General features: G+C 39.6%; 28 protein-coding genes and 3 pseudogenes. 7 read left to right on the plus strand and 24 right to left on the minus strand.

The window, feature by feature from the left end:
• Window positions 1-3 precede the first annotated feature (3 nt).
• From PG418_RS07000 to PG418_RS07050, 11 genes and pseudogenes are all read right to left on the minus strand, one after another.
• Complete coding sequence (locus tag PG418_RS07000; protein ID WP_022220980.1) at window positions 4-420, minus strand: stage V sporulation protein AB; 417 nt, start codon at window positions 418-420, stop codon at window positions 4-6.
• Window positions 410-1,045 carry a stage V sporulation protein AA gene (locus tag PG418_RS07005; protein WP_022220981.1) on the minus strand — a complete coding sequence of 212 codons (636 nt, stop codon included), beginning with the start codon at window positions 1,043-1,045 and terminating at the stop codon, window positions 410-412. The genes PG418_RS07000 and PG418_RS07005 overlap by 11 nt, the downstream gene beginning before the upstream one ends.
• Complete coding sequence (locus tag PG418_RS07010; protein WP_044999057.1) at window positions 1,029-1,211, minus strand: hypothetical protein; 183 nt, start codon at window positions 1,209-1,211, stop codon at window positions 1,029-1,031. Before PG418_RS07010 ends, PG418_RS07005 begins: the two co-directional genes overlap by 17 nt.
• 74 nt (window positions 1,212-1,285) lie before the next feature.
• Window positions 1,286-1,789, minus strand: a pseudogene (locus PG418_RS07015) (sigma-70 family RNA polymerase sigma factor); the annotation flags it as partial.
• 121 nt (window positions 1,790-1,910) lie between these two features.
• Window positions 1,911-3,323 carry a recombinase family protein gene (locus PG418_RS07020; RefSeq protein WP_008688170.1) on the minus strand — a complete coding sequence of 471 codons (1,413 nt, stop codon included), beginning with the start codon at window positions 3,321-3,323 and terminating at the stop codon, window positions 1,911-1,913.
• Between the two features lie 77 nt (window positions 3,324-3,400).
• Window positions 3,401-3,580, minus strand: coding sequence for a hypothetical protein (locus PG418_RS07025; protein WP_008688169.1), 180 nt, complete (start codon window positions 3,578-3,580; stop codon window positions 3,401-3,403).
• Between the two features lie 136 nt (window positions 3,581-3,716).
• A complete protein-coding gene (locus tag PG418_RS07030; protein ID WP_117457283.1) occupies window positions 3,717-4,082 on the minus strand; it encodes a type II toxin-antitoxin system PemK/MazF family toxin in 366 nt (121 codons plus the stop codon).
• Window positions 4,083-4,655: 573 nt separating this feature from the next.
• Complete coding sequence (locus PG418_RS07035) at window positions 4,656-5,129, minus strand: sigma factor-like helix-turn-helix DNA-binding protein (protein WP_008688165.1); 474 nt, start codon at window positions 5,127-5,129, stop codon at window positions 4,656-4,658.
• A gap of 326 nt (window positions 5,130-5,455) precedes the next feature.
• On the minus strand, window positions 5,456-5,887 hold the full coding sequence (locus tag PG418_RS07040) for a hypothetical protein (RefSeq protein WP_117457282.1): 432 nt from the start codon (window positions 5,885-5,887) through the stop codon (window positions 5,456-5,458).
• A 7-nt stretch (window positions 5,888-5,894) separates the two neighbouring features.
• Complete coding sequence (locus tag PG418_RS07045) at window positions 5,895-6,107, minus strand: sporulation initiation factor Spo0A C-terminal domain-containing protein (RefSeq protein WP_054335624.1); 213 nt, start codon at window positions 6,105-6,107, stop codon at window positions 5,895-5,897.
• Window positions 6,108-6,256: 149 nt separating this feature from the next.
• Window positions 6,257-6,574: a helix-turn-helix domain-containing protein gene (locus tag PG418_RS07050; RefSeq protein WP_117457281.1), complete on the minus strand. Its 318-nt coding sequence runs from the start codon at window positions 6,572-6,574 to the stop codon at window positions 6,257-6,259.
• Between the two features lie 179 nt (window positions 6,575-6,753).
• Between PG418_RS07050 and PG418_RS07055 the strand changes: the two genes are divergently transcribed.
• Window positions 6,754-6,960 (plus strand): DUF6219 family protein, encoded by a 207-nt coding sequence (locus PG418_RS07055; RefSeq protein ID WP_054752894.1) that lies wholly within the window; start codon window positions 6,754-6,756, stop codon window positions 6,958-6,960.
• Between the two features lie 75 nt (window positions 6,961-7,035).
• Here the strand turns inward: PG418_RS07055 and PG418_RS07060 are convergent, their stop codons facing one another.
• The 5 genes from PG418_RS07060 to dinB form a co-directional block, all read right to left on the minus strand.
• Window positions 7,036-7,407 (minus strand): hypothetical protein, encoded by a 372-nt coding sequence (locus PG418_RS07060; RefSeq protein WP_054335661.1) that lies wholly within the window; start codon window positions 7,405-7,407, stop codon window positions 7,036-7,038.
• Window positions 7,408-7,416: 9 nt separating this feature from the next.
• Complete coding sequence (locus PG418_RS07065; RefSeq protein ID WP_054335622.1) at window positions 7,417-7,989, minus strand: ArpU family phage packaging/lysis transcriptional regulator; 573 nt, start codon at window positions 7,987-7,989, stop codon at window positions 7,417-7,419.
• Window positions 7,990-8,239: 250 nt separating this feature from the next.
• On the minus strand, window positions 8,240-8,479 hold the full coding sequence (locus PG418_RS07070) for a hypothetical protein (RefSeq protein ID WP_054335621.1): 240 nt from the start codon (window positions 8,477-8,479) through the stop codon (window positions 8,240-8,242).
• Window positions 8,480-8,491: 12 nt separating this feature from the next.
• Complete coding sequence (locus PG418_RS07075) at window positions 8,492-8,704, minus strand: LexA family protein (protein ID WP_117457280.1); 213 nt, start codon at window positions 8,702-8,704, stop codon at window positions 8,492-8,494.
• 14 nt (window positions 8,705-8,718) lie between these two features.
• Window positions 8,719-9,966, minus strand: coding sequence for a DNA polymerase IV (gene dinB / locus PG418_RS07080; protein WP_118447374.1), 1,248 nt, complete (start codon window positions 9,964-9,966; stop codon window positions 8,719-8,721).
• Window positions 9,967-10,158: 192 nt separating this feature from the next.
• On the opposite strand from dinB, the gene PG418_RS07085 reads away from it, so the two are divergent.
• Window positions 10,159-10,893, plus strand: coding sequence for an XRE family transcriptional regulator (locus tag PG418_RS07085; protein WP_117457278.1), 735 nt, complete (start codon window positions 10,159-10,161; stop codon window positions 10,891-10,893).
• A 57-nt stretch (window positions 10,894-10,950) separates the two neighbouring features.
• Complete coding sequence (locus PG418_RS07090; RefSeq protein WP_054335619.1) at window positions 10,951-11,151, plus strand: helix-turn-helix transcriptional regulator; 201 nt, start codon at window positions 10,951-10,953, stop codon at window positions 11,149-11,151.
• Window positions 11,152-11,209: 58 nt separating this feature from the next.
• Here the strand turns inward: PG418_RS07090 and PG418_RS07095 are convergent, their stop codons facing one another.
• Together PG418_RS07095 and PG418_RS07100 are read right to left on the minus strand one after the other, a co-directional pair.
• Entirely contained in the window at window positions 11,210-11,641 is a 432-nt protein-coding gene (locus PG418_RS07095) for a flavodoxin family protein (RefSeq protein ID WP_117457323.1), read from the minus strand.
• A complete protein-coding gene (locus tag PG418_RS07100) occupies window positions 11,641-12,012 on the minus strand; it encodes an MmcQ/YjbR family DNA-binding protein (RefSeq protein WP_117457277.1) in 372 nt (123 codons plus the stop codon). The genes PG418_RS07095 and PG418_RS07100 overlap by 1 nt, the downstream gene beginning before the upstream one ends.
• 249 nt (window positions 12,013-12,261) lie before the next feature.
• Between PG418_RS07100 and PG418_RS07105 the strand changes: the two genes are divergently transcribed.
• The 3 genes and pseudogenes from PG418_RS07105 to PG418_RS07115 form a co-directional block, all read left to right on the plus strand.
• Window positions 12,262-12,585 (plus strand): MobC family plasmid mobilization relaxosome protein, encoded by a 324-nt coding sequence (locus PG418_RS07105; protein ID WP_055222055.1) that lies wholly within the window; start codon window positions 12,262-12,264, stop codon window positions 12,583-12,585.
• Complete coding sequence (locus PG418_RS07110; RefSeq protein ID WP_117457276.1) at window positions 12,552-13,931, plus strand: relaxase/mobilization nuclease domain-containing protein; 1,380 nt, start codon at window positions 12,552-12,554, stop codon at window positions 13,929-13,931. The genes PG418_RS07105 and PG418_RS07110 overlap by 34 nt, the downstream gene beginning before the upstream one ends.
• 40 nt (window positions 13,932-13,971) lie before the next feature.
• Window positions 13,972-14,481: pseudogene (locus PG418_RS07115) on the plus strand (DDE-type integrase/transposase/recombinase); the annotation flags it as partial.
• A gap of 546 nt (window positions 14,482-15,027) precedes the next feature.
• Here the strand turns inward: PG418_RS07115 and PG418_RS07120 are convergent.
• The 3 genes from PG418_RS07120 to PG418_RS07130 form a co-directional block, all read right to left on the minus strand.
• Window positions 15,028-15,285, minus strand: coding sequence for a hypothetical protein (locus PG418_RS07120; protein ID WP_055157184.1), 258 nt, complete (start codon window positions 15,283-15,285; stop codon window positions 15,028-15,030).
• 99 nt (window positions 15,286-15,384) lie between these two features.
• Complete coding sequence (locus PG418_RS07125; RefSeq protein ID WP_015527881.1) at window positions 15,385-15,588, minus strand: helix-turn-helix transcriptional regulator; 204 nt, start codon at window positions 15,586-15,588, stop codon at window positions 15,385-15,387.
• A 3-nt stretch (window positions 15,589-15,591) separates the two neighbouring features.
• On the minus strand, window positions 15,592-16,233 hold the full coding sequence (locus PG418_RS07130; RefSeq protein WP_117887973.1) for a DUF2178 domain-containing protein: 642 nt from the start codon (window positions 16,231-16,233) through the stop codon (window positions 15,592-15,594).
• A 78-nt stretch (window positions 16,234-16,311) separates the two neighbouring features.
• On the opposite strand from PG418_RS07130, the pseudogene PG418_RS07135 reads away from it, so the two are divergent.
• Window positions 16,312-16,962 (plus strand): annotated as a pseudogene (locus PG418_RS07135) (site-specific integrase); the annotation flags it as partial.
• 224 nt (window positions 16,963-17,186) lie between these two features.
• Here the strand turns inward: PG418_RS07135 and PG418_RS07140 are convergent.
• From PG418_RS07140 to PG418_RS07150, 3 genes are all read right to left on the minus strand, one after another.
• On the minus strand, window positions 17,187-18,083 hold the full coding sequence (locus tag PG418_RS07140; protein WP_117457275.1) for an alpha/beta hydrolase family protein: 897 nt from the start codon (window positions 18,081-18,083) through the stop codon (window positions 17,187-17,189).
• 214 nt (window positions 18,084-18,297) lie between these two features.
• On the minus strand, window positions 18,298-20,007 hold the full coding sequence (locus tag PG418_RS07145) for an ABC transporter ATP-binding protein (RefSeq protein WP_117457274.1): 1,710 nt from the start codon (window positions 20,005-20,007) through the stop codon (window positions 18,298-18,300).
• On the minus strand, window positions 19,994-21,763 hold the full coding sequence (locus PG418_RS07150; protein ID WP_117457273.1) for an ABC transporter ATP-binding protein: 1,770 nt from the start codon (window positions 21,761-21,763) through the stop codon (window positions 19,994-19,996). The genes PG418_RS07145 and PG418_RS07150 overlap by 14 nt, the downstream gene beginning before the upstream one ends.
• Between the last annotated feature and the right edge of the window lie 2 nt (window positions 21,764-21,765).

The following is a 21,765-nucleotide window of genomic DNA, read 5'->3' on the forward strand; positions in this document are numbered from 1 at the left end:
CAGTTACCATCTTTTATAGAAAAACAGAAGTGCTCCAAGGCTTTTCCCAAGCGCCATCCCAAAAATCAGCCATGGCACACATTTCAGGATTTTGATCCTCCGGATAAAGATTGGAAAAATATTCAGGATTTCCGCAAGTGCCATTGACCAGCAACCAACAAAAATTCCGGAAAAAAGTCCAAACACCGGAACGATCCATTTGCCGCCAGGCATTGCGAGCCCGTATACCCAGAAAATATTTCCAAGGATCCCACCTGCCATAATGCAGTTTTCATACAGCATGACATGCTTCCCGGTATGTGTCCGGTCTGCAAAATCTGACACTACGCCAAGTCCGATAATAAATGAAAACAGTCCTGCCGCGACTGCAAATCCGGATGCAAGACCAACCACCGCCACCAGAATCTGCCTAATCCACATCGACTTCTTTTTCCTTTCTCGCATAAGCTTCGATCAAAGTTTCCTGAATATCATTTTCATACAAACGCATTTCCACTTCCATCGGCGTCGGATCTGCTGTAAATTTCTTTCTTCCTAAATGATTGAAGAAAATCAGGATCCCTACGATCAGCCCGATGCAGTAAGTCAGCTCTATCAGGGTAAATCCATTCGATTCTTCTCCGGTAAGAAGCAGATAAATCCGGGAAAACATCTTTGTCACCGACACATCATTGTTAAATGCCATGATGGAAAATGCTGCTCCGATAAATGTGATTCCCGCAACTACAACCACTTTAATTCCCTGCCAGATAGCATTTCGTTTTTTCTCCCCTTCATAGGTAATGATCAGGTCACTTTCTCCTTCGTTCTGAATCTGTAGTCCGGGAATTTCCCGATGGATACATTCTATGATTTTCAGAACAGACACCACATATCTGTGCTGTTCTTTTTTCGGGATTTTCAGGATCCGCAGTGGTTTAATCCTGTTCATGATGGAAGAATTGCTGCATTCCATTGTCAGGATATCTCCCAATGTCACATTTGGTTCTTTCACCTCGGTATTCTTTTCCCCTTTGATATAAAGTATTTCATTTCCCGAAGACATCTGTATCCGTCCTTTCTTTTACCGGTAACGCCTGCCAGATCAGCGTTCCTTCACTTACCTGGTCTGTCCCCCGGACATCATTATAATAGTAGATCATTCCGATCAGAACAGCTGTCAGCAGGGCACAAAGAACACAGCCCCAGATATATTTTTTTCTTCTTTCCAATCGCATCCGCCTCCTTTGTGATCTGTTTCAGATAGGAAATAGTATCCCTGTTTTTCCAGAAAACATACATCCTTTTATTCTTTTGCGTGTTCCCGCATGGTTTTCAGGATCTTTTTCTCCATCCGCGATACCTGCACCTGTGAAATTCCAAGCTCTTCGCCGATTTCTGTCTGCGTCTTATCTGCAAAATAGCGCAGATACAGAAGCTTTCTCTCGTCTTTTTTTAATTCTTTTATCAGCTCTGTAAGCAGAAGATGATCCAGGATCTTTTCTTCTGCACCGCCTGTATCTGCAATCTTTTCCAGCAGCATTACTTCATTTCCATCTTTCATACCGACCGGTCTGTGAAGCGATTCCACTTCTCCTGCTGCCTCCATCGCCATCACCAGCTCCTCTTTTTCCACACCCGTTTCTTCCGCAATTTCTTCCAGCAGCGGTTCTCTTCCAAGCTTTTCCGTGAGCGCCTCCTTTGCCTGATATGCTTTATATGCAATCTCTTTTAAGGAACGGCTGACCTTCAACATCCCGTCATCACGCAGGAAACGCTTTATTTCTCCTGTGATCATCGGGATAATGTATTATAGTGGAAATTTTGAAATTTCCTTTATCCAATAGGGTAATTATCTTGAATAAGATATATGAAATTTTACACGCAAGAAGATATATCCCCTTGCGATGTATTAACTATAGAAATGTAATTTACTGTAGTGTCAAAAGATCATTATACTCAATTTCAACATAATCATTCGATATTTTGATCTTTTTGATATATTCACGTACAGTCTTCTGTCTTTCATTGAAAGACATGAACTCCCAGCTGTCAGCAACACTTTTGAATGCTTTAGCTCTTGCTGTCATATCTTTTGCTCTGGTGTTCTTTAATGTGTACTGTTCTATCTGTGTATTCAGATTTTCCAATTCTTTATTGATCTCACCAATCGTCTCCAGCAGGACACTATTATTGGTATCGGATGCATATAAATTATACAGGGATTTCAGCTTACCTTCAAGAACTGATTTTCTCTGGTTCATAGCTTCAAATCCTTTTTGATTTTGCTGTTCTGATTTTTCTTCGATTACCTCATATTCCTTTGATAATTTCAGCATATCACTGACAACAACTTCTTCAACTTCAGCTGCATCCAATTTTCCGTTCTGGCAATTTGGATTCTTAACCAGGTGTGGTTTACTATGGTCTAATGAGTAACAGTAAATCATCACTCTTCCACCGCTCCATTTTTGATAACGCATCTTTGCCCCACATAATCCACAATATATTAACCCAGTAAGTAAATACTGTGATTTATGAGAAGTTGCTCTCGTTCTTGTTTTTCGCAATTCCTGAACTTCATCAAACAGTTTTTTATCAACTATCGGCTCGTGAAGACCATCAACGATTTCCTTATTATATTTGAGCTTTCCAATGTATGTCACTCTGGATAACATATCGGACACTTGTTTGTCTCCTTTTAAATCGAACATCTTTGCCAGTGCATACGTAGAATAGCCTTCCTTATATAATTCAAAAATCTTTCTGACTGTTTCTGCATCTTTATTTGGCACAAGAACGTCATCACCGTTATTATAGTCATAACCAAATGGTGGTTTCGTCCCTCTCCATTTTCCGGTTTTGATTCTCTCTGTAATTCCCATCTGTGTACGTTCACGAATATTTTCACGTTCATACTGAGCAAATACAGATAAGATACCTACCATTGCTTTTCCATATGGTGTTGTTGTATCAAAGTTCTCATTTAAAGAAATAAATCCAACATCATTTGCTTCAAACACGTCTTCCAGAAGATAAATCGTATCTTTCTGACTTCTGGACAAACGATCAAGTTTAACAACTACAACTGATTCCACTTTGCCCTCTTGAATTTCTTTAATAAGACGTTTCATCTCCGGTCGATTCAGATTGCTTCCTGAATAGCCACCGTCAATATACAGATCATAATTATCAATCTCCTGATAATTACAATACTTTTCAAGCTTCTCTGTCTGAGCACCTACTGAATATCCTTCTTCAAACTGAAAATTTGTAGAAACTCTGATATACAATCCTGTTTTTTTATTATTTGAGGTATTCTTTCCAATTCTTATGTTTCTCACCTCGCTCTTTCCTCCTCTCACGTATACTATACCATCCTTCCAGAAAAATTTCAACTTATTTTATTTGTCTAAGTATGTTATATGAAATTTCTTCTTTCAGCTGCATCGACTTTAATATTATCAACTGCTCCCATCTCTTTATTCATCTGATATAAGATCTGACGAACTACCGGGGAATCCAATTTGAATCTTTCTAAATCTTTATCTTCGATCACATTACCATTTGCATCATATCTTCTTACAATTTTTAATGCCATCGCAATCCCTCCCTTTATAAATCATATTCAATCGTCTCTAAAAAATCACCAGAACCGCTCGTCCTGTATTGTCATTCTTTTGTGTTATCTACATTTTATGACGTCGTTTTCTGTTGAATTGTCGAAAGCAGGAATATCATTGCTCGCTTTCGTTCATTCCCATTTGAATCCGTACTGCTTTCAGTACCCGATCCAAACTCCACTTATTTACTCTTCCGCATTTCTCAATAATGCATTTTGTAGAAATGCTCATAACCTGTTCAGCCAATGCCAGGCTTCCTTTTCGGATCCCTGTCATATCGTATTTACTGATAAATACATGTGTTGGTAAATACCGCTTCTTATATATTCTTGATGTCAGCGGAACTACTGTAATGACTGAACTGTATGTATTGGCTTTGTTGTTACTTACTACGATCACCGGTCTTACTCCACCCTGAACCGAAGTTGTCGGGAACATACCGAGATCCGCCCATAAGATATCTCCTCTTCGAATCGTCACTTGTCATCTCTCCAATCTTTTTAATTTGTAAAGCATTCATAGCGCTATATTGGCTCCACAGGAATACGGCAGAGTTCCTTTCCAAGATGGAAAGCTCTGCCGCATAACCTCTATAGCCAATTTGATTATTAAACAGTGCTCGCTCGATTCTATTTATCCTCGATACCCCGAATCGTTACTCCTGCATCTGCAGGAAGGGAATAATAACCTGCCCGGATGCTATACTCCGGACCACAACCCAAAAACTCTCGTTTCCAGGCTCTGGCAGTTCATAGGTTTACCAGTTACAGACTTCTCAGGGTCTGCAAGTGTATCGCATCTCACACATGTCATCGCATCACCAGCCTGCCGACTGGCTTTGGTCGGTGCTTTTTCGCAGCATTATTGACTCTAAATAGTTTCTTACGTCTTATAATCCTATAGCGGCATCTTCCTCGTGCTCACTGTATGAAATGTCACGTCAGTTATTATTGGATATTCAGTTATCATGGTGCATTTTAGGGAGTCCTTAAAGCTCCTCTAATTACTAAAGTCAAATGACTTCGGCAGATGCAAAAAAATTTCCGAAATTTTTTAAAAAATTTTTTTCATATACATTTCACGCATTTTATTAAGGATCGTTTTCAGCTTGTAAGCTAATACCTGTCTGGAAATCCCCATAATCTCTGCCATCTGTGTCTGTGTCTTGTTTTCAAAGAAAATGCCGTAAATAATCATGCGTTCCTCGGTATTCAGCTGATCGATCACTTTATGAATATCCTGCTGTTCCATTTTCGTCAGTACACTGTGCTCCACGTCACAATTCAGATCCGGGAAATCTTCAATCATGAATCCTTCCCCATCAATGGACTGTCCACTGTAAGGTACCTCCCGCAGCATCTTATCCACGACTTCCCCCAGTTCGTTCTTAATCTCAACTTTTTTTGCCTTGCTACTTCTGTAAAAATTGTTCATCGCATACGCAACTTCTCTTGTAATCTCGATCATTTCTCCATCAATATTTGCGTAGTACTTTCCGTCATAAAAATATGGGTGTTCAATATACATATCCGTTCCTCCTGAATTTGAAATCTTGTTGCTCGTTTCAAATCCAGAAGGCGGACCTCTGTTTAGGATCATGCCTGCTCCGCCTTTATCCTGCCGGGACATACCCGCAGTTATTGGCTGAAAAATTCAGGCACAAAAAAAAGCCCCAGTAGTTTTTTCTTAACTACTGAGGCTTTCGTCTCTTTCTTGTATCCAGTTATCTATGCCCTCTTTCATCAGCATAATCATTGTATCAGGATAAAGTTCACAAAGTATCCGCAATACGTTCCCATAAGTTCATGTCATTATTAGAATCGTACATATTTCAATGTAAAAAGTTCACCGTGTTATTCTTCTACTTCTTTTCCATCTATATATAGTTGGAATTTATCAGGATTATTGACAACATCATAGTCCTTTCCATATTCTACAGGTCTGTATTCGGCTGTCATTACCGATTCCCCGTCTTCAATATCCTCTTTCCATAAATAGATGTTCATATCAATGCTCGTCGCATATCCCCTGTCTGTAGAGAATTTTGTCGAATGAAAAGAATCATCCTTGTACATCTGCAAAAGTTCTCTTGCAAACGCTTCCCTATCCTCAATATTTTCCCGATTAGCGACCACAGTTAAATTTTCATCCCGATTTATGGAAAATGTTCCTACTACATCCGGTTCACCTCTCTTATGACCGGATTCAGTTTTCCCATAAATACTTCCTGCAGCAATTATCAAGATCACTGCTCCTGTTATCACTGCAATTATCTTTTTCTTCATATTTTCATTAATTTCCTTTTAATTGTTTTACTGCGTAATTGATTACTTCTTCCGGTGTGGGTCTGTCTCCTTTAAGTGTCATTTTCTTCCATTTTTCCTGCACAGCTGGATCAGGATTATCAAAGCCTGCATCTATGGCTATCTGCATTTCTCTGCGTACTTCTTCTGGTGTTGTGTTGTACTTTTCTGCAATCTTCTCATAAATAGTTTTCTCTCTCATTCATTTTCCTCCAATATAAAAAGAATTACATCTTGTTCTATGGAACTAATTTAGCATATTTCTATCGTCATGAAAAGACACTTTTCAACTTAAATCTGGATAAAGGGGCAAAAAAAGAAGAGCTACTTGCTCTTCCCAGTTTTGTCATATTATTCTTCCAATAATGTATGGATTACTTTGATAATTTTTTTCTGCTCTTTGATCGGAAGTTTTTCTATTTTCTCTGCCAGCTCATTGGTAACACCTGTAACTGAATGTGCCACAACATCAATCAAAAGAGTATCTGCAGAAACATCTAATGCATTTGCAATTGCAACAAAGGTATCCAATTTTGTAACTTTCAAGCCTCTCTCTATTACACTCACATGCGTCGGACTTAAATTTACTAATGCAGCCAGTTCCTCTTGCGTGAGATTTTTTGCTTCTCGTGCTGATTTGATTCGCTGTCCTACTGCTTTCAAATCCATCGTAACACCTCCTCCAGAACGAATAATCGTTCTGAATTTAGTATACTTGTGAATATCTTAAATATACAGAATCGCAAAACCAAGTTCTAATTCTATAGAACTATATTTCAAGATTTTCTTTGCATATTCGTAAAAAAGCGTTATGATAGAATCAGTTAAATCAAAGGAGGTATCAAATCATGAAATCGCATAAATACTGGTCCCTCGGAGCACTTTTCTGTATGTTGGGATGCATTTATTCTGGAATCAGAAAATCTATGACTGCACATAAATATTTTGCCTATTCTTCATTGCTTTGTATGGGCATGTCCATTTATTCCGGTCACAAACTGGTTTCTCCAAAGAAGAAAAAAATCACTGAATCAAATAATAGTGAGAATAGTTAAACAAAAAACTGACCTTTATTCATCAAAAACGAAGTTGCTGGAGAGTATTTTTCTCCAGCAGCACTTTCTTCATCTTTAAGCCATTGAAACACAATACTGTCCAATCAGCTTCGTCCAACTATTATATTTATTCTTTTCACACACCTTTCGGCAAATTTCATTTTCCATCAGTACACAGAACATCTTATCATAATCAAATGCCCAGACAGCACCATTCACATGGTTTTCCACTGCTTTCTGATCTATGTGCTTTAAGCGTGTGACCATTTTTTCAATTTCTCCATTTCCCAAGTTACCGATATTTTTACAGATAAACCGAAAGAAATTCAACGTTGCATATTCGTCATGCCAATGGAATTCTTCTGGATTGTTTTTAATTTTACTGGCTCGCTGCTGTTCTTTGATTATCTGATCAGCTACACCCTTCATCGAATCTTCGTATCTCATATTATTCACCTACTCTTCCTCAACGCCCAGTGATGGTTTAAATCTTTTATCTTTTGCCTGCGGTACCACTATCTCATAAAAATAAAATCCTAAATATCCAAGTGCCTGCTTCTTCATTTTATAAAAAGAAGTCCTGCCTACGCCTAACTCCTGCTGTACTTCCACATCTGTCTTATTATAATGACTGCAAAAGCAGGAATGAAGAATCTCACTGAGCATCACACCATTCGGTGCATAGAACTTTACCAGTGTCATTCCACGATAGATCATATCTGACAAGCCGTAAATAATCATCAGGTTATTCATTTCCCGGTGCATCTTTGGCACATTCAGCTGATTGTTATAAATGCTCAGATAACTCAACGCATATGCCATATCTTCATTGATTTTCTCCTGGCACTCCATATCCAATTCTTCTAACACAATCTGATTTTCCAAAATCAATTTCTGATAGCTTGTCATCAGTTCCTTGATATCTGTATAATGTCTCTCCATCGTTACTTCCAGATAATCCTGTGCATGGCTTGCCATCTGGAAGGTAATCTCTTTCATTGATTTAATTGCATAATCTCTGTCTGTCATCAGTTTCAAAATCTCCTTATCATCATCACACTAACTGGCGGTCTTTCAGACCAGTTCGCTTTCCCCATGATTTTGATGGGAAGCAATTACTTACTACAACTTGCAGAAGCGGATATCCAAAAGGCATTGTGGGAGCTGCCTTTGCTGACCGGAATCCATCTTCTTATGTAAAACCTACAGGAATATAAAGGGAAAGTGACTATCCCTGCCGGTTAATAATCCAAATAATATCGTCTATACCAATCTCTCCTTATGCTGTTTTTCTCTCCATAAACCATTTATCCACTTCATAAAACAAATGGCTTTCCTGTCCCTGTATCATACAGGTATACATCATTCCTACACCGCCTGCCTTTCTGCTGGCACATCGCTCAATTTTCAAAATTCTGTCAATGTTATATTTTCTTCCATCTTCCCAGGTGAAAAATATAGGAACCAGTTTTCCGTCTTTCCGAAACTCTGCCACTACATCTACATACACTTTATTCATACCGACACCTCACTATAAGATCTCTATTGCTCTTGGCGATGCCGGAATCCTTCGGATATATCCGTTTTGTTCCAACTGCTTAATTCTGGAAAAAGCAGATGACGTTGATCTTACTCCGATCAGTTTTCCAAATTCCCGAACTGTCGGCGGATATCCATGCTCCTTCGTATAATTCAAAATGCACTGATAGCTTTCTTCCTGTTTTCTGGTTAATGTCTGTTTCAAATCTATCCCTCCCATTATCCATGAAAATAACTGTGTGGATGAACTGTATGTGTACCAGCGTCCAAGTGGGATAAGACTTTATCCTGATACATAACTGCTCTCTGTATACTGAAATAACCAAACCGTCGTCTGATCTCATCTACAGTGCGATCCATCTTTTCCAATTTTTCCTGTTTCTCTTGATTACCAAAAAGTTCCAACTGGACGGGAATATCATCCAACACAAGATCTACTGCTCGAATACCAAGGCTTCTGATTGGATGCTCCCATTTATAATAATCCTTAAACAATTGAAATGCTGCTGTAACAATCTCATCTGTTATATTTGTTGGATGATGTAATTGTTTCTGCCTCGAAAAACGAAACAAGCCATTGTCTCGGACCGTAATTTCTATCGTTTTGCATTTAAAACCATGTTTTCTTAATCTTGCTGCAACGCTTTCTGCCAGTGCCATCTGAATGATCCAGACATCCAGATCATCTTCTAAATCTCTTGGAGTTGTGGTACTATTACCAATTGACTTCACCGGAGCTGTATACCCATCTTTGCAAACTGGATCATCGTCCCAGCCATTTGCAAATGACCATAACACAATTCCCATCTTTCCAAAATGGCTTTCTAACATTGCTTCATCACTTTCTGCAAGTTCCCCAATGGTTCGAATCCCCAGCTTCTGAAGTTTCTTCCGAGTCTGTCTTCCAACATAAAGCAGATCCGATGCAGGAAGCTGCCAAATCATACTTTTATAATTCTCCCGGTTAAACTCTGTAATCGCATCTGGCTTTTTGTAATCTGAACCAAGTTTCGCATAAATCTTATTCCAGGAAATTCCAATACTTACCGTTACACCCAGTTCGTATTTAATCCGATGGTTGATTTCTCTTGCAATCGTTATTCCGCTTCCTTTCAGATTTCTACTGTCTGATACATCCAGCCAGGCTTCATCAATCCCATATGGCTCGATCTTGTCCGTATACTCCGAATAGATTTCTCTTGCCATCTGTGAAAATCTCAAATACAAGTCCATCCGTGGTGGCACAAAAATGATTTCCGGACAAATCTGTTTTGCCTGCCATAATGCCATTCCGGTCTTTACACCTTTTCGCTTTGCAATATAATTTGCTGTCAGCACAATTCCATGTCTGGCTTCCGGATCACCGCCAACTGCAAGAGGCATTCCGGCAAATTCCGGGTGATGCAGCATTTCCACACTTGCATAAAATGAATTCATGTCGCTATGAAGAATTGTCCTGTCTCCCATTAACTCCACCACCTTCTCTCTGTTTGGTTTATTGTCTTATCAATTTCTGTATGCTTAGTATATATCTCCGTATTGGAGATAGTCAAGCGACATCTTGGTCGTATTATCTCCTTTTCGGAGATTTTTCTTGATTTTTGATTTTATTCGGGTTATAATGCATATAGAAAAATCAAAAAGAAATGAGGCGAACATATGCGTGCTTTCGGAGAAGTATTAGTAGAAAACAGAAAAAGGAAAGGCTACTCCCAGGCGGATCTGGTGGACTTACTTGCTCAGGAAGGAATTGAAGTTACTACGAAAGCAGTCTCCAAATGGGAGAATCTAACAAGAGAACCCTCCTTACACACAATCCTGACAGTTTGTCAGATTTTAGATATTGAAGATATATACGAAGAATTTTTAGGTGAAAATCCATTTGATCATGTCATGGAAAATTTGAATGAAGACGGCAAAGCTAAGATTATTGAATTTGCCAATCTTCTGCGGGCGTCCAGAAAGTATCTTCCGCATAGAGCCGATATCATTCCATTTGAAAATTATCAGCCGATTGCAGTAGAGCCAGCTTCTGCCGGTACTGGAAATTATATTGAAGACAGTGTAAAAGAAAGTTACAATGTCGGTCATCTCGCACCTGAAAAGACGGATTTTGGAATCCGTATATCTGGTGACAGTATGGAACCAATGTATCATACCGGAGATGTTGCATGGGTTCATAAACAAGACAGTATCTCCAACGGTGAAATCGGTATCTTCTATCTCAATGGCAATACCTATATCAAAGAGCTACATGACGGTCCGGATGGAGTTTATCTGGTTTCATTGAATGAAAAGTATCATCCAATCCAGATTTATGAATCTGATTCTTTTAAAATCTTTGGGAAAGTAATCGGAAAATGCAAAGGAGCAGAAATCCCTGGTTTTCATTAAAGATCAACTGCAGACTTCTAGCCTGCTCTTGCTGAAAATAATAAAGGAAGTGATAAAATGGCAATTAACAACACACTTAAAGATATCCGTGAAGAACGAAATCTCGTTCAGGCAGATCTTGCAAAAGCTGTCGGTTCTTGCAGTGATACCATCGGACGCATTGAGCGTGGTGAGCGAAATGCCTCTCTCGAAATTGCAATCCGTCTGGCACATTATCTGAAAATGCCAGTAGAAGAGATTTTTCAAATTGAAGACTGAACCGCAAATATCAGAAAACCGAGGACTGTTCCCCGGTTTTTCTTTTTCGCTAAACTATTTAGAGTCCTTTTACAAACTCAACTGCATTTTTTATATCTTTTCCATCTGGATGTCCTTTTGCTATACCACCCACCAGTTTAAATGGGCCAAATGTGTCATAGACCTTGCATCCGAATTTTCCGATTGCTGTAGAATGCTTCTTGCCCAAGATCTGCTCTATGGATTTATAATTCGCACTTCCACCATAAGTACAGATCAGAAATACCCCTTTGTCGTCCGGTAGATTCTTCTCTGCAAATCCCAATATCGACTGATGAAATTTTGAAAAATAGATTCCTGATGCAAACCCAATCGTATCATAACTGCTCAGATCTGCATCTGGCTGTTTTACAGCATCAATCAAATCAACCTGACACTCTTCTGCAATGCTCTTTACTAATTTCTCTGTGTTTCCATGATGCACAGATGAATATACGATTACCTTTCTCATCATTCTTCCTTTCCTCTATTCCCATCAATCATATCATAGCTCATATCCAAAAAATCTAATGTCTTTGCTTCACTTACTGAACCATCCAGTAAAATTGTGATCCAGTGCTGTTTGTTCATATGGTATCCTGGCAAAAATCCAAAGGTCTGAATAATCATACTTGTCATTTCCGGATCACATTTTACATCCATAATATCGACAAATTCATTTCCTTCTAATCCTAGTTTGCATTTTTCAACGCTCATGACCACAGCATACCATTTTCCATTCTTATGTCGCAACACAACATTATCTGGTGATTGTGCCCATAAATACTCCGGCATCGTACCATACTGTTTCTTCACATATTCAAAAATTTCTTCTTTCTTCACAATCTATTCAACTCCTGATTCTCCTGATATCCTGCCCATAATCATACCATATTTTCACTTCCCGTGCTACCTGCCAAATTCTTTTGCATTTTCCCGGTTCTCCTGACTTTAACTAATAGAGGGGTAAAACAGCAAGGACAGGAAGTGAGGATACACTTCCGGGAAATCCCAATTTAGGGTACCCTGCCCTAAATTGAAAAACGTTGAAAGCAACGATACTACTGTCCTCTCAGAAAGGAGAACCCACCAATGGCTGAAAGAAAGAGAAACAAAGAAATCCATTTTTATGTCACCGAAGAAGAAAGGAAGCTTATACGCAGGAAGATGATAGAATCAAAAACCAAAAACATGGGAGCTTATCTGCGTAAGATGGCAATCGACGGTTACATCGTCAACACCGATACCACCCCACTGAAGAAACAGTATGAGGAAATGCACAAGATTGGTGTAAATATCAACCAGATTGCAAAAAAGGTAAATACCACCGGGGATCTATATCCAGAAGAAATGCAAGAATTGAAAGAGATGGTGAAAGAATTATGGCGTATCTTAAAATCTTTCCCATTAAGGTAACTGACAAGAAAGCTCTGGACTATATTACAAATCCAGATAAGACAGATGAAAAACTGTTAGTTTCCAGTTTTGGCTGTTCCCCGGAAACTGCAGATCTTGAATTTTCTATGACAAGAGAAATGGCAAAAAAGAATGGAATGGATAAAGGCGATAACCTGGCATTTCATCTGATCCAATCATTTAAACCTGGAGAAGTTGATGCCGAAAATGCCCATCGCTTAGGTCAACAATTTGCTGACGAAGTGCTGAAAGGAAAATATGAGTACGTGATCAGCACACACGTTGACAAAAATCATATTCACAATCATATCATCTTCAACGCTGCAAGCTTTGTTGATCATCACAAGTATGTTTCCAATAAGCGGAGCTACCATAAACTCTGCAGAATCAGTAATCGTATCTGCCATGAAAATGGACTTGCCACCAGCATGCCAACCGGAGAAAAAGGTAAAAGCTATAAAGAGAACATGGAATATCATCGTGGCACCAGTTGGAAAGCCAAGCTACGTGTCGCAGTTGATAAATCAATCTGGACTTCCATCAACTATGAGGAATTTCTGCAAAAGATGCAGTTAGCCGGATATGAAGTCCGGCAGGGAAAGCACCTGTCCTTCCGTGCACCGGAGCAGAAGAACTTCACTTATATGAAATCTCTCGGAAGCTATTATTCCGAAGAAAATGTTCGCATCCGTCTGGCTAAAAATCGTAGCAAAGTAAAAACTCCAAGACATCTGTCCAGAGAAGCTCGCTTGTATATCAATATCTCCACTTATGTCACAACTGGAAATCGAGAGGGATTTGAACGATGGGCAAAGCTCAATAATCTAAAAGAGGCAGCCCGCACCTTCAACTATCTTTCCGAAAATAACTTGCTGAATTATGACGATTTCAGGCAGCATGTATCTGACATTGAAGCTTCTGTGAAAGTTGCCGACCAAAGAATAGCACAAATCAACAGTGAGCTGAGCACGCAGAAAGTCATTCAGAAACACTGCAATTCTTACCGGCTTTGTCGTAAAGTAATTGAAGATTGTAAATCTGCTAAAAATCCAAAAGCATACCGCACCAAACATCAGGCAGAATACCAGCTCCACGATTCACTAAAAAAAGAGCTTCAGGATCTCGGTATCACCAAAATCCCAAGCTCTAATAAAATCCAGAAGCGGATTGAAAATCTTGAATCTGAACAGGATGCTACTGTCCGGGAAAAACAGGAATTGCAGAAAAAGCAGAAAACCCTAGAGATCATTCAGCAGAATTTCACTGCACTGCTCGATGCTCCTGAAATCAATTCAGACTTACTTCCGGCAAAACGGAAACCTGTTTCTGTCACAAGAGATAAATAAGATTGCACTGACAACTCAATTATTGTCTTCTAAATCTTCCCAGCTTCAGGACAATGGCAGCATTAAAAATGGGGAAGTATCGGCATCTACCATTAACCAACCAGTATATCAACCAGCTGGCAGTCCAGTTTAAAACATCCACAAACCCTGATATGCGCCGTTATGAAAGACCTCACGTCAATGAATCTGGTGCGGAGATTCCAGTGTGGGACCTTATTTAAAAACTGACGATGGTAAGAAACACCAGGTATATATCATTACGCTGATTGATGATGCCAGCCGCTTCATTGTCGGCATTGATGTCTTTTTTCACGGTAACTTTGTAAATCTTATGTCGGTCATTAAGTCTGCCGTTGCAAAATACGGCCGCCCACAACTTTTTAACTTTGATAATGGCAGAAGCTATAAAAACAAGCAGATGGAACTGCTTGCAGCCCGGATCGGTTCTGTCATCCATTATGATCAGCCATACTCCCCGACACAGAAGGCAAAAATTGAGCGCTGGTTCCGCACCATGAAAGATCAGTGGATGGCAGGGCTTGATATCAGATAGTTTCATTCACTGGATGAACTCAGAGGAAATCTGGTTTGGCATTATAAACCGACGTCTTCTTAAAAGAAAAAGCTATCGCTCTATAGAGGAACTAAAAGCGGGTATCCTGCACTTTGTAGAGCAATATAACGTTATGGCAAAGCCTTTTAAGTGGACTTATAAAGGTGTGCCTTTGACAGTTTGATATTACTTAATTATTAATGCAACCATGTACTAGTTAATCCAATTTCTAGCTATGAATAATGTTCTTATTTATTCTATCCATCTTAATTTATATTACTAAAAATTTATTTAAAATTTTATATCTAATTTGCGATTATCCGCATAAACACTATACTTTCAAGCACTTTGAAGTATAGAAAATTATTTAATTTACCACGAATTTACCACAATTGAATGAGCCTTGATATGACAATAAAATAGCACTAAAAAGACACCCTTTACACCTGAGTGGTGTCTTTTGTTAAAAAGCAGTCAATCCTAAGACTAACTGCTTTGTGTGTATGGATATAAAGTTGTCAAACTGGGATTGTATGTTGGAAATTATTCTACATCAATCACATCATCTTCACCTATTTCTATGAAAGTGGTGCTACTATCTGTTGAAACGTTTTTAGATACTGACATATTAAATATTATCAAGAGGATATTCAATAGCACAATTACTAGGAATATAACCCCAGCAATTTTCCAAATTTTTTTGCTACGCCTATTCTTAATTGCCATCTGTTCACTGATTTTTGCAAGTTGTTCTGCGATGACATCATTATCATCTTCATCAGGTATTGTTCCTCCAAGCAATACAAATTAACATTATAGTTGCATTACTCTTATATTGATGTAAAACTTAATATTCTATTGTTCCCAATATCACATAGAACCGAATTTACTACCACTATCTCATTTAAAAATGAAAATATCTTCTATCGGTGCATTGAGAACCCGTGAAATATCAATCGCCAGTTTTAGAGATGGATTGTATTGTGCTTTTTCCAACCTCATAATTGTTTCTCTACGAACCCCGACTTTTTCTGCCAGTTGTTCTTGTGTTAAACCTTGTGCTACACGATATACCTTTAAGTTGCACATGAAATCTTCTACCATGACTTATTCTCCTTTTTCGTAGCGGTATAATAAATAGTTGCTAAGAAAAATGACTAAAGCATAGATAAGTGAAACAGAAATGAGCATAAAAATTGCACACCATTCCACATTACGAGAAAACATTCCTATTGCCATAAGCCAAATGACTATAAAGAGAAGTTTAAATCCTACTTTATAGGCGTTTGTTTCTGCTTTTCTTTTATTTTCTAAAAAAAGTTCATCTTCTAAAGTGTGAGAAAGTTTTCCTTCAAAGAAAAAGCCGAAAAAGCCAAAAAATATAAAGAATACAAAAGGATATATTTTCCCATATTCAAAATAAGTCCAAAAACCGCTAAAACCTAGAAATCCAAATATTCCACACAGTCCCCAATATGAAGATACTGTTCTTGAATAGTTTTTGTCTTTAAAATTTTTAGAAAAGGCGTTTTTAAAGAAGATAACTGTTACATATAAGACATAAATAGCTATCAAAGCACCGACTATCAACATTGGTATATCCTTTATGGAAAATACATAATTAGACATATCCATGTTTTTAACCCAGCGTGCGTCGTTAAATAATAAAGAGTAAATTATCCCTGCAATCAGTAATATTACACACCCTACTCCCATAAAGATAACTTGTTTCATTTGTTTTTTTGTCATAATCATCCCTCTTTTCAATGTGATGTTTTTGTATCTTTATAAGACAAATATATCACTTAATATAAATGGTGTCAACAAGAAAATGATACCAAAGAGAAAGTCGCATTGACAGAGGAACAGGAACAAGCATTATTGTCATTTATTAAGACGGACAATGTGTATCACAAGCATTATGATGATGTGCTGATACTGTTAAAGACAGGACTTCGTATCTCGGAACTGTGCGGACTGACAGTAGCCGATATTGATTTTAAGAATGAAGTTGTGATTATCGACCACCAGTTACTAAAGAGCAAGGAACAGGGCTATTATATTGAAACGCCTAAAACAAAAAGCGAAATAAGGCAAGTGCCATTAAGCAGAGAAACGATACAGGCATTTCAACGGGTTATGAAGAAACGCCCAAAGGCAGAACCATTTGTGATAGACGGACGGAGCAATTTTCTGTTTGTCAATCATAAAGGCAAGCCCAAAGTTGCGATTGACTACAACGCCTTATTTATCCGTATGGTAAAGAAATACAACAAGCACCACAAGGACAATCCCTTGCCACATATCACACCGCATACGCTACGCCATACATTCTGCACAAGATTGGCAAACAAGAACATGAACCCAAAAGATTTACAGTATATCATGGGACATTCAAACATCAGTATCACAATGAACTGGTACGCTCATGCGTCCATAGATACCGCAAAATCAGAGGTTCAGCGTCTAATCGCATAGAAGTATTTACCACGATTTTAACCACGATTGACAGGGAAAATATAAGAAGATAGACCTAGATATGCGAGGTTTACCACAAAAGCAAAATGCCCGTAGAGCCGATAAAATAAGGCTTTGCGGACATTTAGGAAGATATAAAAAGATAGTCAAAAAGACATATATAATTTCAGTATAATTAAATATGGTGACTACGCCTGCAGTACTGTAGCCGCTAGAAATTCAACTCATTCCAAGAAATTTTTAATAACCTCAAATGTAGCATCTTCAGCAATTTCTTTTCCATTAATTTTTTTTCTTGTCGGATAATGCCCTGCATCATTTTTCAACCAGAACAGTACTTTTCTATTGATTATTTTGCTTCTATTCGAATACAATGACTGCTTTAACGTTACCATATCATCTCTTTCATTTTGCATAACAAGAATCTCACCTTGAAAATGGTTAATTCCGTCCACCCCCGTGTATTTTGCTATTTCCCCATATTTTACAATTCCCATTATGTATATCCACACTTGAACCAAATAAGATAGTCCTTTTATTGTCTTTTGTAAGCATGAACTGACATATGAACTGGGATGATTAAATCCAGATATAATAATCGACTTACTTACACCTAAATTATCAAAATTTAGCAGCGCAGCCACCGCATATGCGCCTGTACTATGACCAACCAACTCAATTTCCATATTGAGATTCATACTCTCTACATATTTTATTGCACTTTGAGCATCTAGCAAAAATTGTGAAAATCCGCCTATTTTCTTTCCCTGGCTCATACCACAGCCAGTCATGTCATAAGCAAAAACTGAATACTTTCTTTTTACGAATTCTTCTATTTCTATTTCATAATCTTTATATGTTACTCCATATCCATGAACTAATACTATTATTTTTTCAGATAATTTATTATCTTTAGCATTCCAAAAGATATAGCCTTTAAGCTTATTTTTACCAGACACAAATTCAACTTCTTTTTGATGAATCCAATCTGGGATTACCATCTTTGGTCCTTTTTGTTCAATTCTTTTTCCAAATTGAATTTCTATTCCCACGCACGCTATTACAAAACTAATAAATACTAAAAATCCAAAAACACCTATAACAATAAAGGAAATCTTCATAATTAAAACTCTTCCTCCATCGCTGTGACGGCGCAAAAAACACTGATAATGTTTCATTCTGTTACATTTAATTTAACAAGAACCCTATTCTTTTGCTAATTACACTTTAGAATCAATTGCGCCGTCAATTTACACTAAATTCTTTTCCACATATCTCTATTCTGCATTTATATTGAACAACAAATTAAATTCTTATTCCCGCACACACATAGCTTTAAGATACATTTTTTTGTTCAGCATCCCACATAGCTGCATACTTCCCGTTCTTTTTTAACAATTCTTTGTGTGTACCAGCTTCGGTAATCCGGCCATCGGAAACCACCAAAATCTGATCTGCATTTTTTACGATGGACAGGGTATGTGCAACCATTACCACTGTTTTTTTCTCTTTCAGCAGATTTGCAATCGCCTGCTTTACTGCCAGCTCGTTCTCAATGTCCAGGGAGGCCGTTGCCTCATCAAGCAGCAGGATTGGGCTGTTTTTCAAAATGGCGCGTGCTATGGAAAGGCGCTGACGTTCACCGCCAGACAGGAGATTACCATTTTCCCCAATCGGCATATCATAACCTTTCTCCATCTTGCGGATAAAGCCGTCACAGTTTGCCTCCCGGCAGGCCGCTTCAATTTCTGCGTCCGTAGCATCCGGGCGGGCATAGCGGATATTCTCCCGCACCGTATCATCAAACAGGAACACATCCTGATCCACCATAGAAATCTGGTCTAATACCCGTTCCGCAGCTACATGATTGATCGGTCTGCCCCCTATGGAAATCGTGCCGCCAGATACTTCATAGTATTTTGCAATCAGGTTCAGGATGGTAGACTTGCCGGAGCCGGAATCCCCCACAATGGCGGTCAGCTTCTGATCCGGCACAGTAAAGGAAGCCTGTTTTAACACCGGTTCCCCGGGAACATAAGAAAAGTCCACATGGTCAAATACAATCTCATGGGAGGCTGCCTGTAACGACTCCATGCTGCCGGTTTCTTCCGGTTCCTTCATCACAGCCATGATTTTATTTTTCGAGATCATCAGATTCTTATAGCTGGTGAGGTCTACAAAAATGGAATTTGCCAGCTTTGCACAGAACAAAGGCAGCATACAAATCAAAAGATAGGACACGGTATCTAAAGTTCCAGCTGCCCAGGGGCCATAGGCCGTCCAGATCACAACCGGACAGGACAGCCAGCTCAAAATACCAAATCCCGCACCAATCGGGAGAACCTTTGCTTCATACACAAAGCTGATCCTGCTAAACTCCTGCATGGCATGGATCACCGTTTTGTTTTTCAGACCGCCAACGCCATAGGCCCGGAAAGTCTGGATACCGGATACATACTCCACAATGCTGCTGACATTCTCCGCACAAATATCGTTCTTCTCTTTTCCATATTTCGCTACCTGCCGGAAGGAAAGCCATAATCCTGGAAACAAAAGCAAGTCAGCAGTCAGTAGAATCAATCCGGCAGGAAAGTAAATCGTCATCACAAAAACGATCAGCATCAGCGACAAGGCAAAATTCTTTGCAATGTCCCCAATCTTATGCGTCAGAATTTTTTCATAATTATTTACATCACTGGTAATTGTATTGATATAATCGCCAGTCTGCCCCCTCGTAAACCGGGAGATCGGGATACGTTTGAGATGGTCGCCCATAAACAGGCGGATATTTTTACTGACTCTGGCACCGCCGATCTGTGCTTTGGTATAGCCATAGCTGTATATCAAAATGCGGAACAGGAAGATGACAGCGATAACAGCTGTCAGTACCAGCACACGGTTCATATCAAACTGACCGTCCCATAAAAACCGCATGACGGAATACAGCAGCATAAACAGGCTTCCAGAGAGCAATCCTTCCAGAACAGTCCCGGCAACACCAATATAAAACTCCCGGTTCTTCTTCCATACGTTATTCGGATTCATTCTGCCCGCCTCCTTCCAGTTGATAAGTAATTCCCCTCGCTGTTTCGTAGTCCTCCCATGCTTTTTGATAGTAAGCGTTCTCTTTCCGTACTTCCTCATGGGTGCCGACATTGGTAATTGTATGGTTCTCTACCACAGCCACACGGTCGCACATTTTCAGGGCGCTCAGCCTGTGTGCTACCACAATGACCGTCCTGCCTTTACAGAGGTTCTGGATGGCCTTATCAATTTCCATCTGATTTTCCGGGTCAGAAGCGCTTGTCGCTTCGTCCAGGATCAGAATGGGGGCATTTTTCAGGATTGCCCTTGCAATGGCGATCCGCTGTTTTTCTCCACCAGAGAAACGGGAGCCGAAACTGCCTACCTTTGTGTCATAACCATCTGGCAGTGACATGATGAAGTCATCAATCTGCGCCTCCCTGGCGGCAGCTCGTACTTTCTCCAGACTGGCGTCCGAGCCCATACGGATATTTTCCAGGACACTGTCACGGGTAAGAAATGTCTTTTGGAATACAATGGCAATATTCTTCAGGATGGTATCGTAGTTCAGTTCATTCACGTTGACCCCGCCGATCAGCACCTCCCCCTCCTGCACATCATAAAACCGGGAGATCAGTTCGATCACGGTACTCTTGCCCGCACCGGACTGTCCCACAAGTGCCATGCGTTCCCCATCTTTGATTGTGAGGTTGACTCCCTGCAATACATCCGTTTTTCCATCATAGGAAAAACGTACATTTTTAAGTTCAATCTCATGGTTTTTCGGGAAGTCCTTTCCGCCTTCATAAACAGGAACATCCAATATTTCTTTTGTTTTGGTAATGGCACCCAGGACATTCGCAAAGTTTGTCCCCAATTCCTGCAAAGGCCGGATCTCTGTCAGATACATGGAGCCGACATAGACGAACAGCAAAAAAGCGCTGGCCGCCAGGGAGCCCTTCAGGAAGAACATTCCGCCCAGGGGAACCATTAGCAGCATCCCACATTCGATCAGAACCACAAAGGTTGCGTAAGGAGGTCCCATTCTCCGGGATGTTTCATTCCACATGGCATTCTCTTCCTGAATTGCACCTGAAAATTTCTGGAACGACTTGCTCCCCATGTTGTACGCTTTAATCAGCTTCATGCCGCTGATATATTCGATCATCACAGAATTGAGCGTTGTAATGGATCGGTTCGCCCGGTCCATCAGGTCATCTGTATTTCGGAACATAACCCCCATTACCACAACAGCCAGAATCAACGGCACCAGGGAAACCAGTGCCAATGGGATATTTACTGTCATCAAATAGATAAAAATCGCTACCGGCCCTACCATATAGCACACAAGGTCTGGAAGGTTATGAGCCAGGAACAACTCTAATTTTTCAATGTCTTCATTCAGTACTGTTTTGATATCCCCGATCCGCCTCTCATTCATCGTACCAAGAGGAACTTTTGCCAGATGCTCCGCTACAATGCAGCGCACCTTGAACAAAGCGCCGTAAGCACCTTTATGGGCAGCCACACCGGAACACCCAAATAAAACAAAACGCAGGACCACAGAAACGGCAATCATCATAATCGTCTGGACGACAAACTCGTTTGTGCAGTTATGCTGGAAAACGGCATCCATCACACGGTAAATCCCGATATACGGTACAATGATGCATAGGCCGCTTGCCATAGCTAGCAGAATTGCCAGTAGCAGCCAGATTTTCTGCTCACCGGCCCATTGAAGTAGCAATGCAATCCTGTTTTTCTTTTTCTGTTTCATCA

The organism is Bariatricus sp. TF06-38A (assembly GCF_027690675.1).
In the GTDB taxonomy this organism is placed as follows: domain Bacteria; phylum Bacillota; class Clostridia; order Lachnospirales; family Lachnospiraceae; genus Allocoprococcus; species Allocoprococcus comes.

What these genes read in the sequence shown, in the direction of transcription:
- PG418_RS07060 (WP_054335661.1), bottom strand. Translation starts at nt 7,407, where the DNA reads ATGAGATACGAAGATTCGATGAAGGGTGTAGCTGATCAGATAATCAAA.
- PG418_RS07040 (WP_117457282.1), bottom strand. Translation starts at nt 5,887, where the DNA reads ATGAAGAAAAAGATAATTGCAGTGATAACAGGAGCAGTGATCTTGATA.
- PG418_RS07140 (WP_117457275.1), bottom strand. Translation starts at nt 18,083, where the DNA reads ATGAAGATTTCCTTTATTGTTATAGGTGTTTTTGGATTTTTAGTATTT.
- PG418_RS07090 (WP_054335619.1), top strand. Translation starts at nt 10,951, where the DNA reads ATGGCAATTAACAACACACTTAAAGATATCCGTGAAGAACGAAATCTC.
- PG418_RS07005 (WP_022220981.1), bottom strand. Translation starts at nt 1,045, where the DNA reads ATGTCTTCGGGAAATGAAATACTTTATATCAAAGGGGAAAAGAATACC.
- PG418_RS07045 (WP_054335624.1), bottom strand. Translation starts at nt 6,107, where the DNA reads ATGAGAGAGAAAACTATTTATGAGAAGATTGCAGAAAAGTACAACACA.
- PG418_RS07070 (WP_054335621.1), bottom strand. Translation starts at nt 8,479, where the DNA reads ATGAATAAAGTGTATGTAGATGTAGTGGCAGAGTTTCGGAAAGACGGA.
- PG418_RS07110 (WP_117457276.1), top strand. Translation starts at nt 12,552, where the DNA reads ATGGCGTATCTTAAAATCTTTCCCATTAAGGTAACTGACAAGAAAGCT.
- PG418_RS07000 (WP_022220980.1), bottom strand. Translation starts at nt 420, where the DNA reads ATGTGGATTAGGCAGATTCTGGTGGCGGTGGTTGGTCTTGCATCCGGA.
- PG418_RS07065 (WP_054335622.1), bottom strand. Translation starts at nt 7,989, where the DNA reads ATGACAGACAGAGATTATGCAATTAAATCAATGAAAGAGATTACCTTC.
- PG418_RS07050 (WP_117457281.1), bottom strand. Translation starts at nt 6,574, where the DNA reads ATGGATTTGAAAGCAGTAGGACAGCGAATCAAATCAGCACGAGAAGCA.
- PG418_RS07105 (WP_055222055.1), top strand. Translation starts at nt 12,262, where the DNA reads ATGGCTGAAAGAAAGAGAAACAAAGAAATCCATTTTTATGTCACCGAA.
- PG418_RS07095 (WP_117457323.1), bottom strand. Translation starts at nt 11,641, where the DNA reads ATGAGAAAGGTAATCGTATATTCATCTGTGCATCATGGAAACACAGAG.
- PG418_RS07055 (WP_054752894.1), top strand. Translation starts at nt 6,754, where the DNA reads ATGAAATCGCATAAATACTGGTCCCTCGGAGCACTTTTCTGTATGTTG.
- PG418_RS07025 (WP_008688169.1), bottom strand. Translation starts at nt 3,580, where the DNA reads ATGGCATTAAAAATTGTAAGAAGATATGATGCAAATGGTAATGTGATC.
- PG418_RS07130 (WP_117887973.1), bottom strand. Translation starts at nt 16,233, where the DNA reads ATGACAAAAAAACAAATGAAACAAGTTATCTTTATGGGAGTAGGGTGT.
- dinB (WP_118447374.1), bottom strand. Translation starts at nt 9,966, where the DNA reads ATGGGAGACAGGACAATTCTTCATAGCGACATGAATTCATTTTATGCA.
- PG418_RS07035 (WP_008688165.1), bottom strand. Translation starts at nt 5,129, where the DNA reads ATGTATATTGAACACCCATATTTTTATGACGGAAAGTACTACGCAAAT.
- PG418_RS07085 (WP_117457278.1), top strand. Translation starts at nt 10,159, where the DNA reads ATGCGTGCTTTCGGAGAAGTATTAGTAGAAAACAGAAAAAGGAAAGGC.
- PG418_RS07145 (WP_117457274.1), bottom strand. Translation starts at nt 20,007, where the DNA reads ATGAATCCGAATAACGTATGGAAGAAGAACCGGGAGTTTTATATTGGT.
- PG418_RS07125 (WP_015527881.1), bottom strand. Translation starts at nt 15,588, where the DNA reads ATGGTAGAAGATTTCATGTGCAACTTAAAGGTATATCGTGTAGCACAA.
- PG418_RS07150 (WP_117457273.1), bottom strand. Translation starts at nt 21,763, where the DNA reads ATGAAACAGAAAAAGAAAAACAGGATTGCATTGCTACTTCAATGGGCC.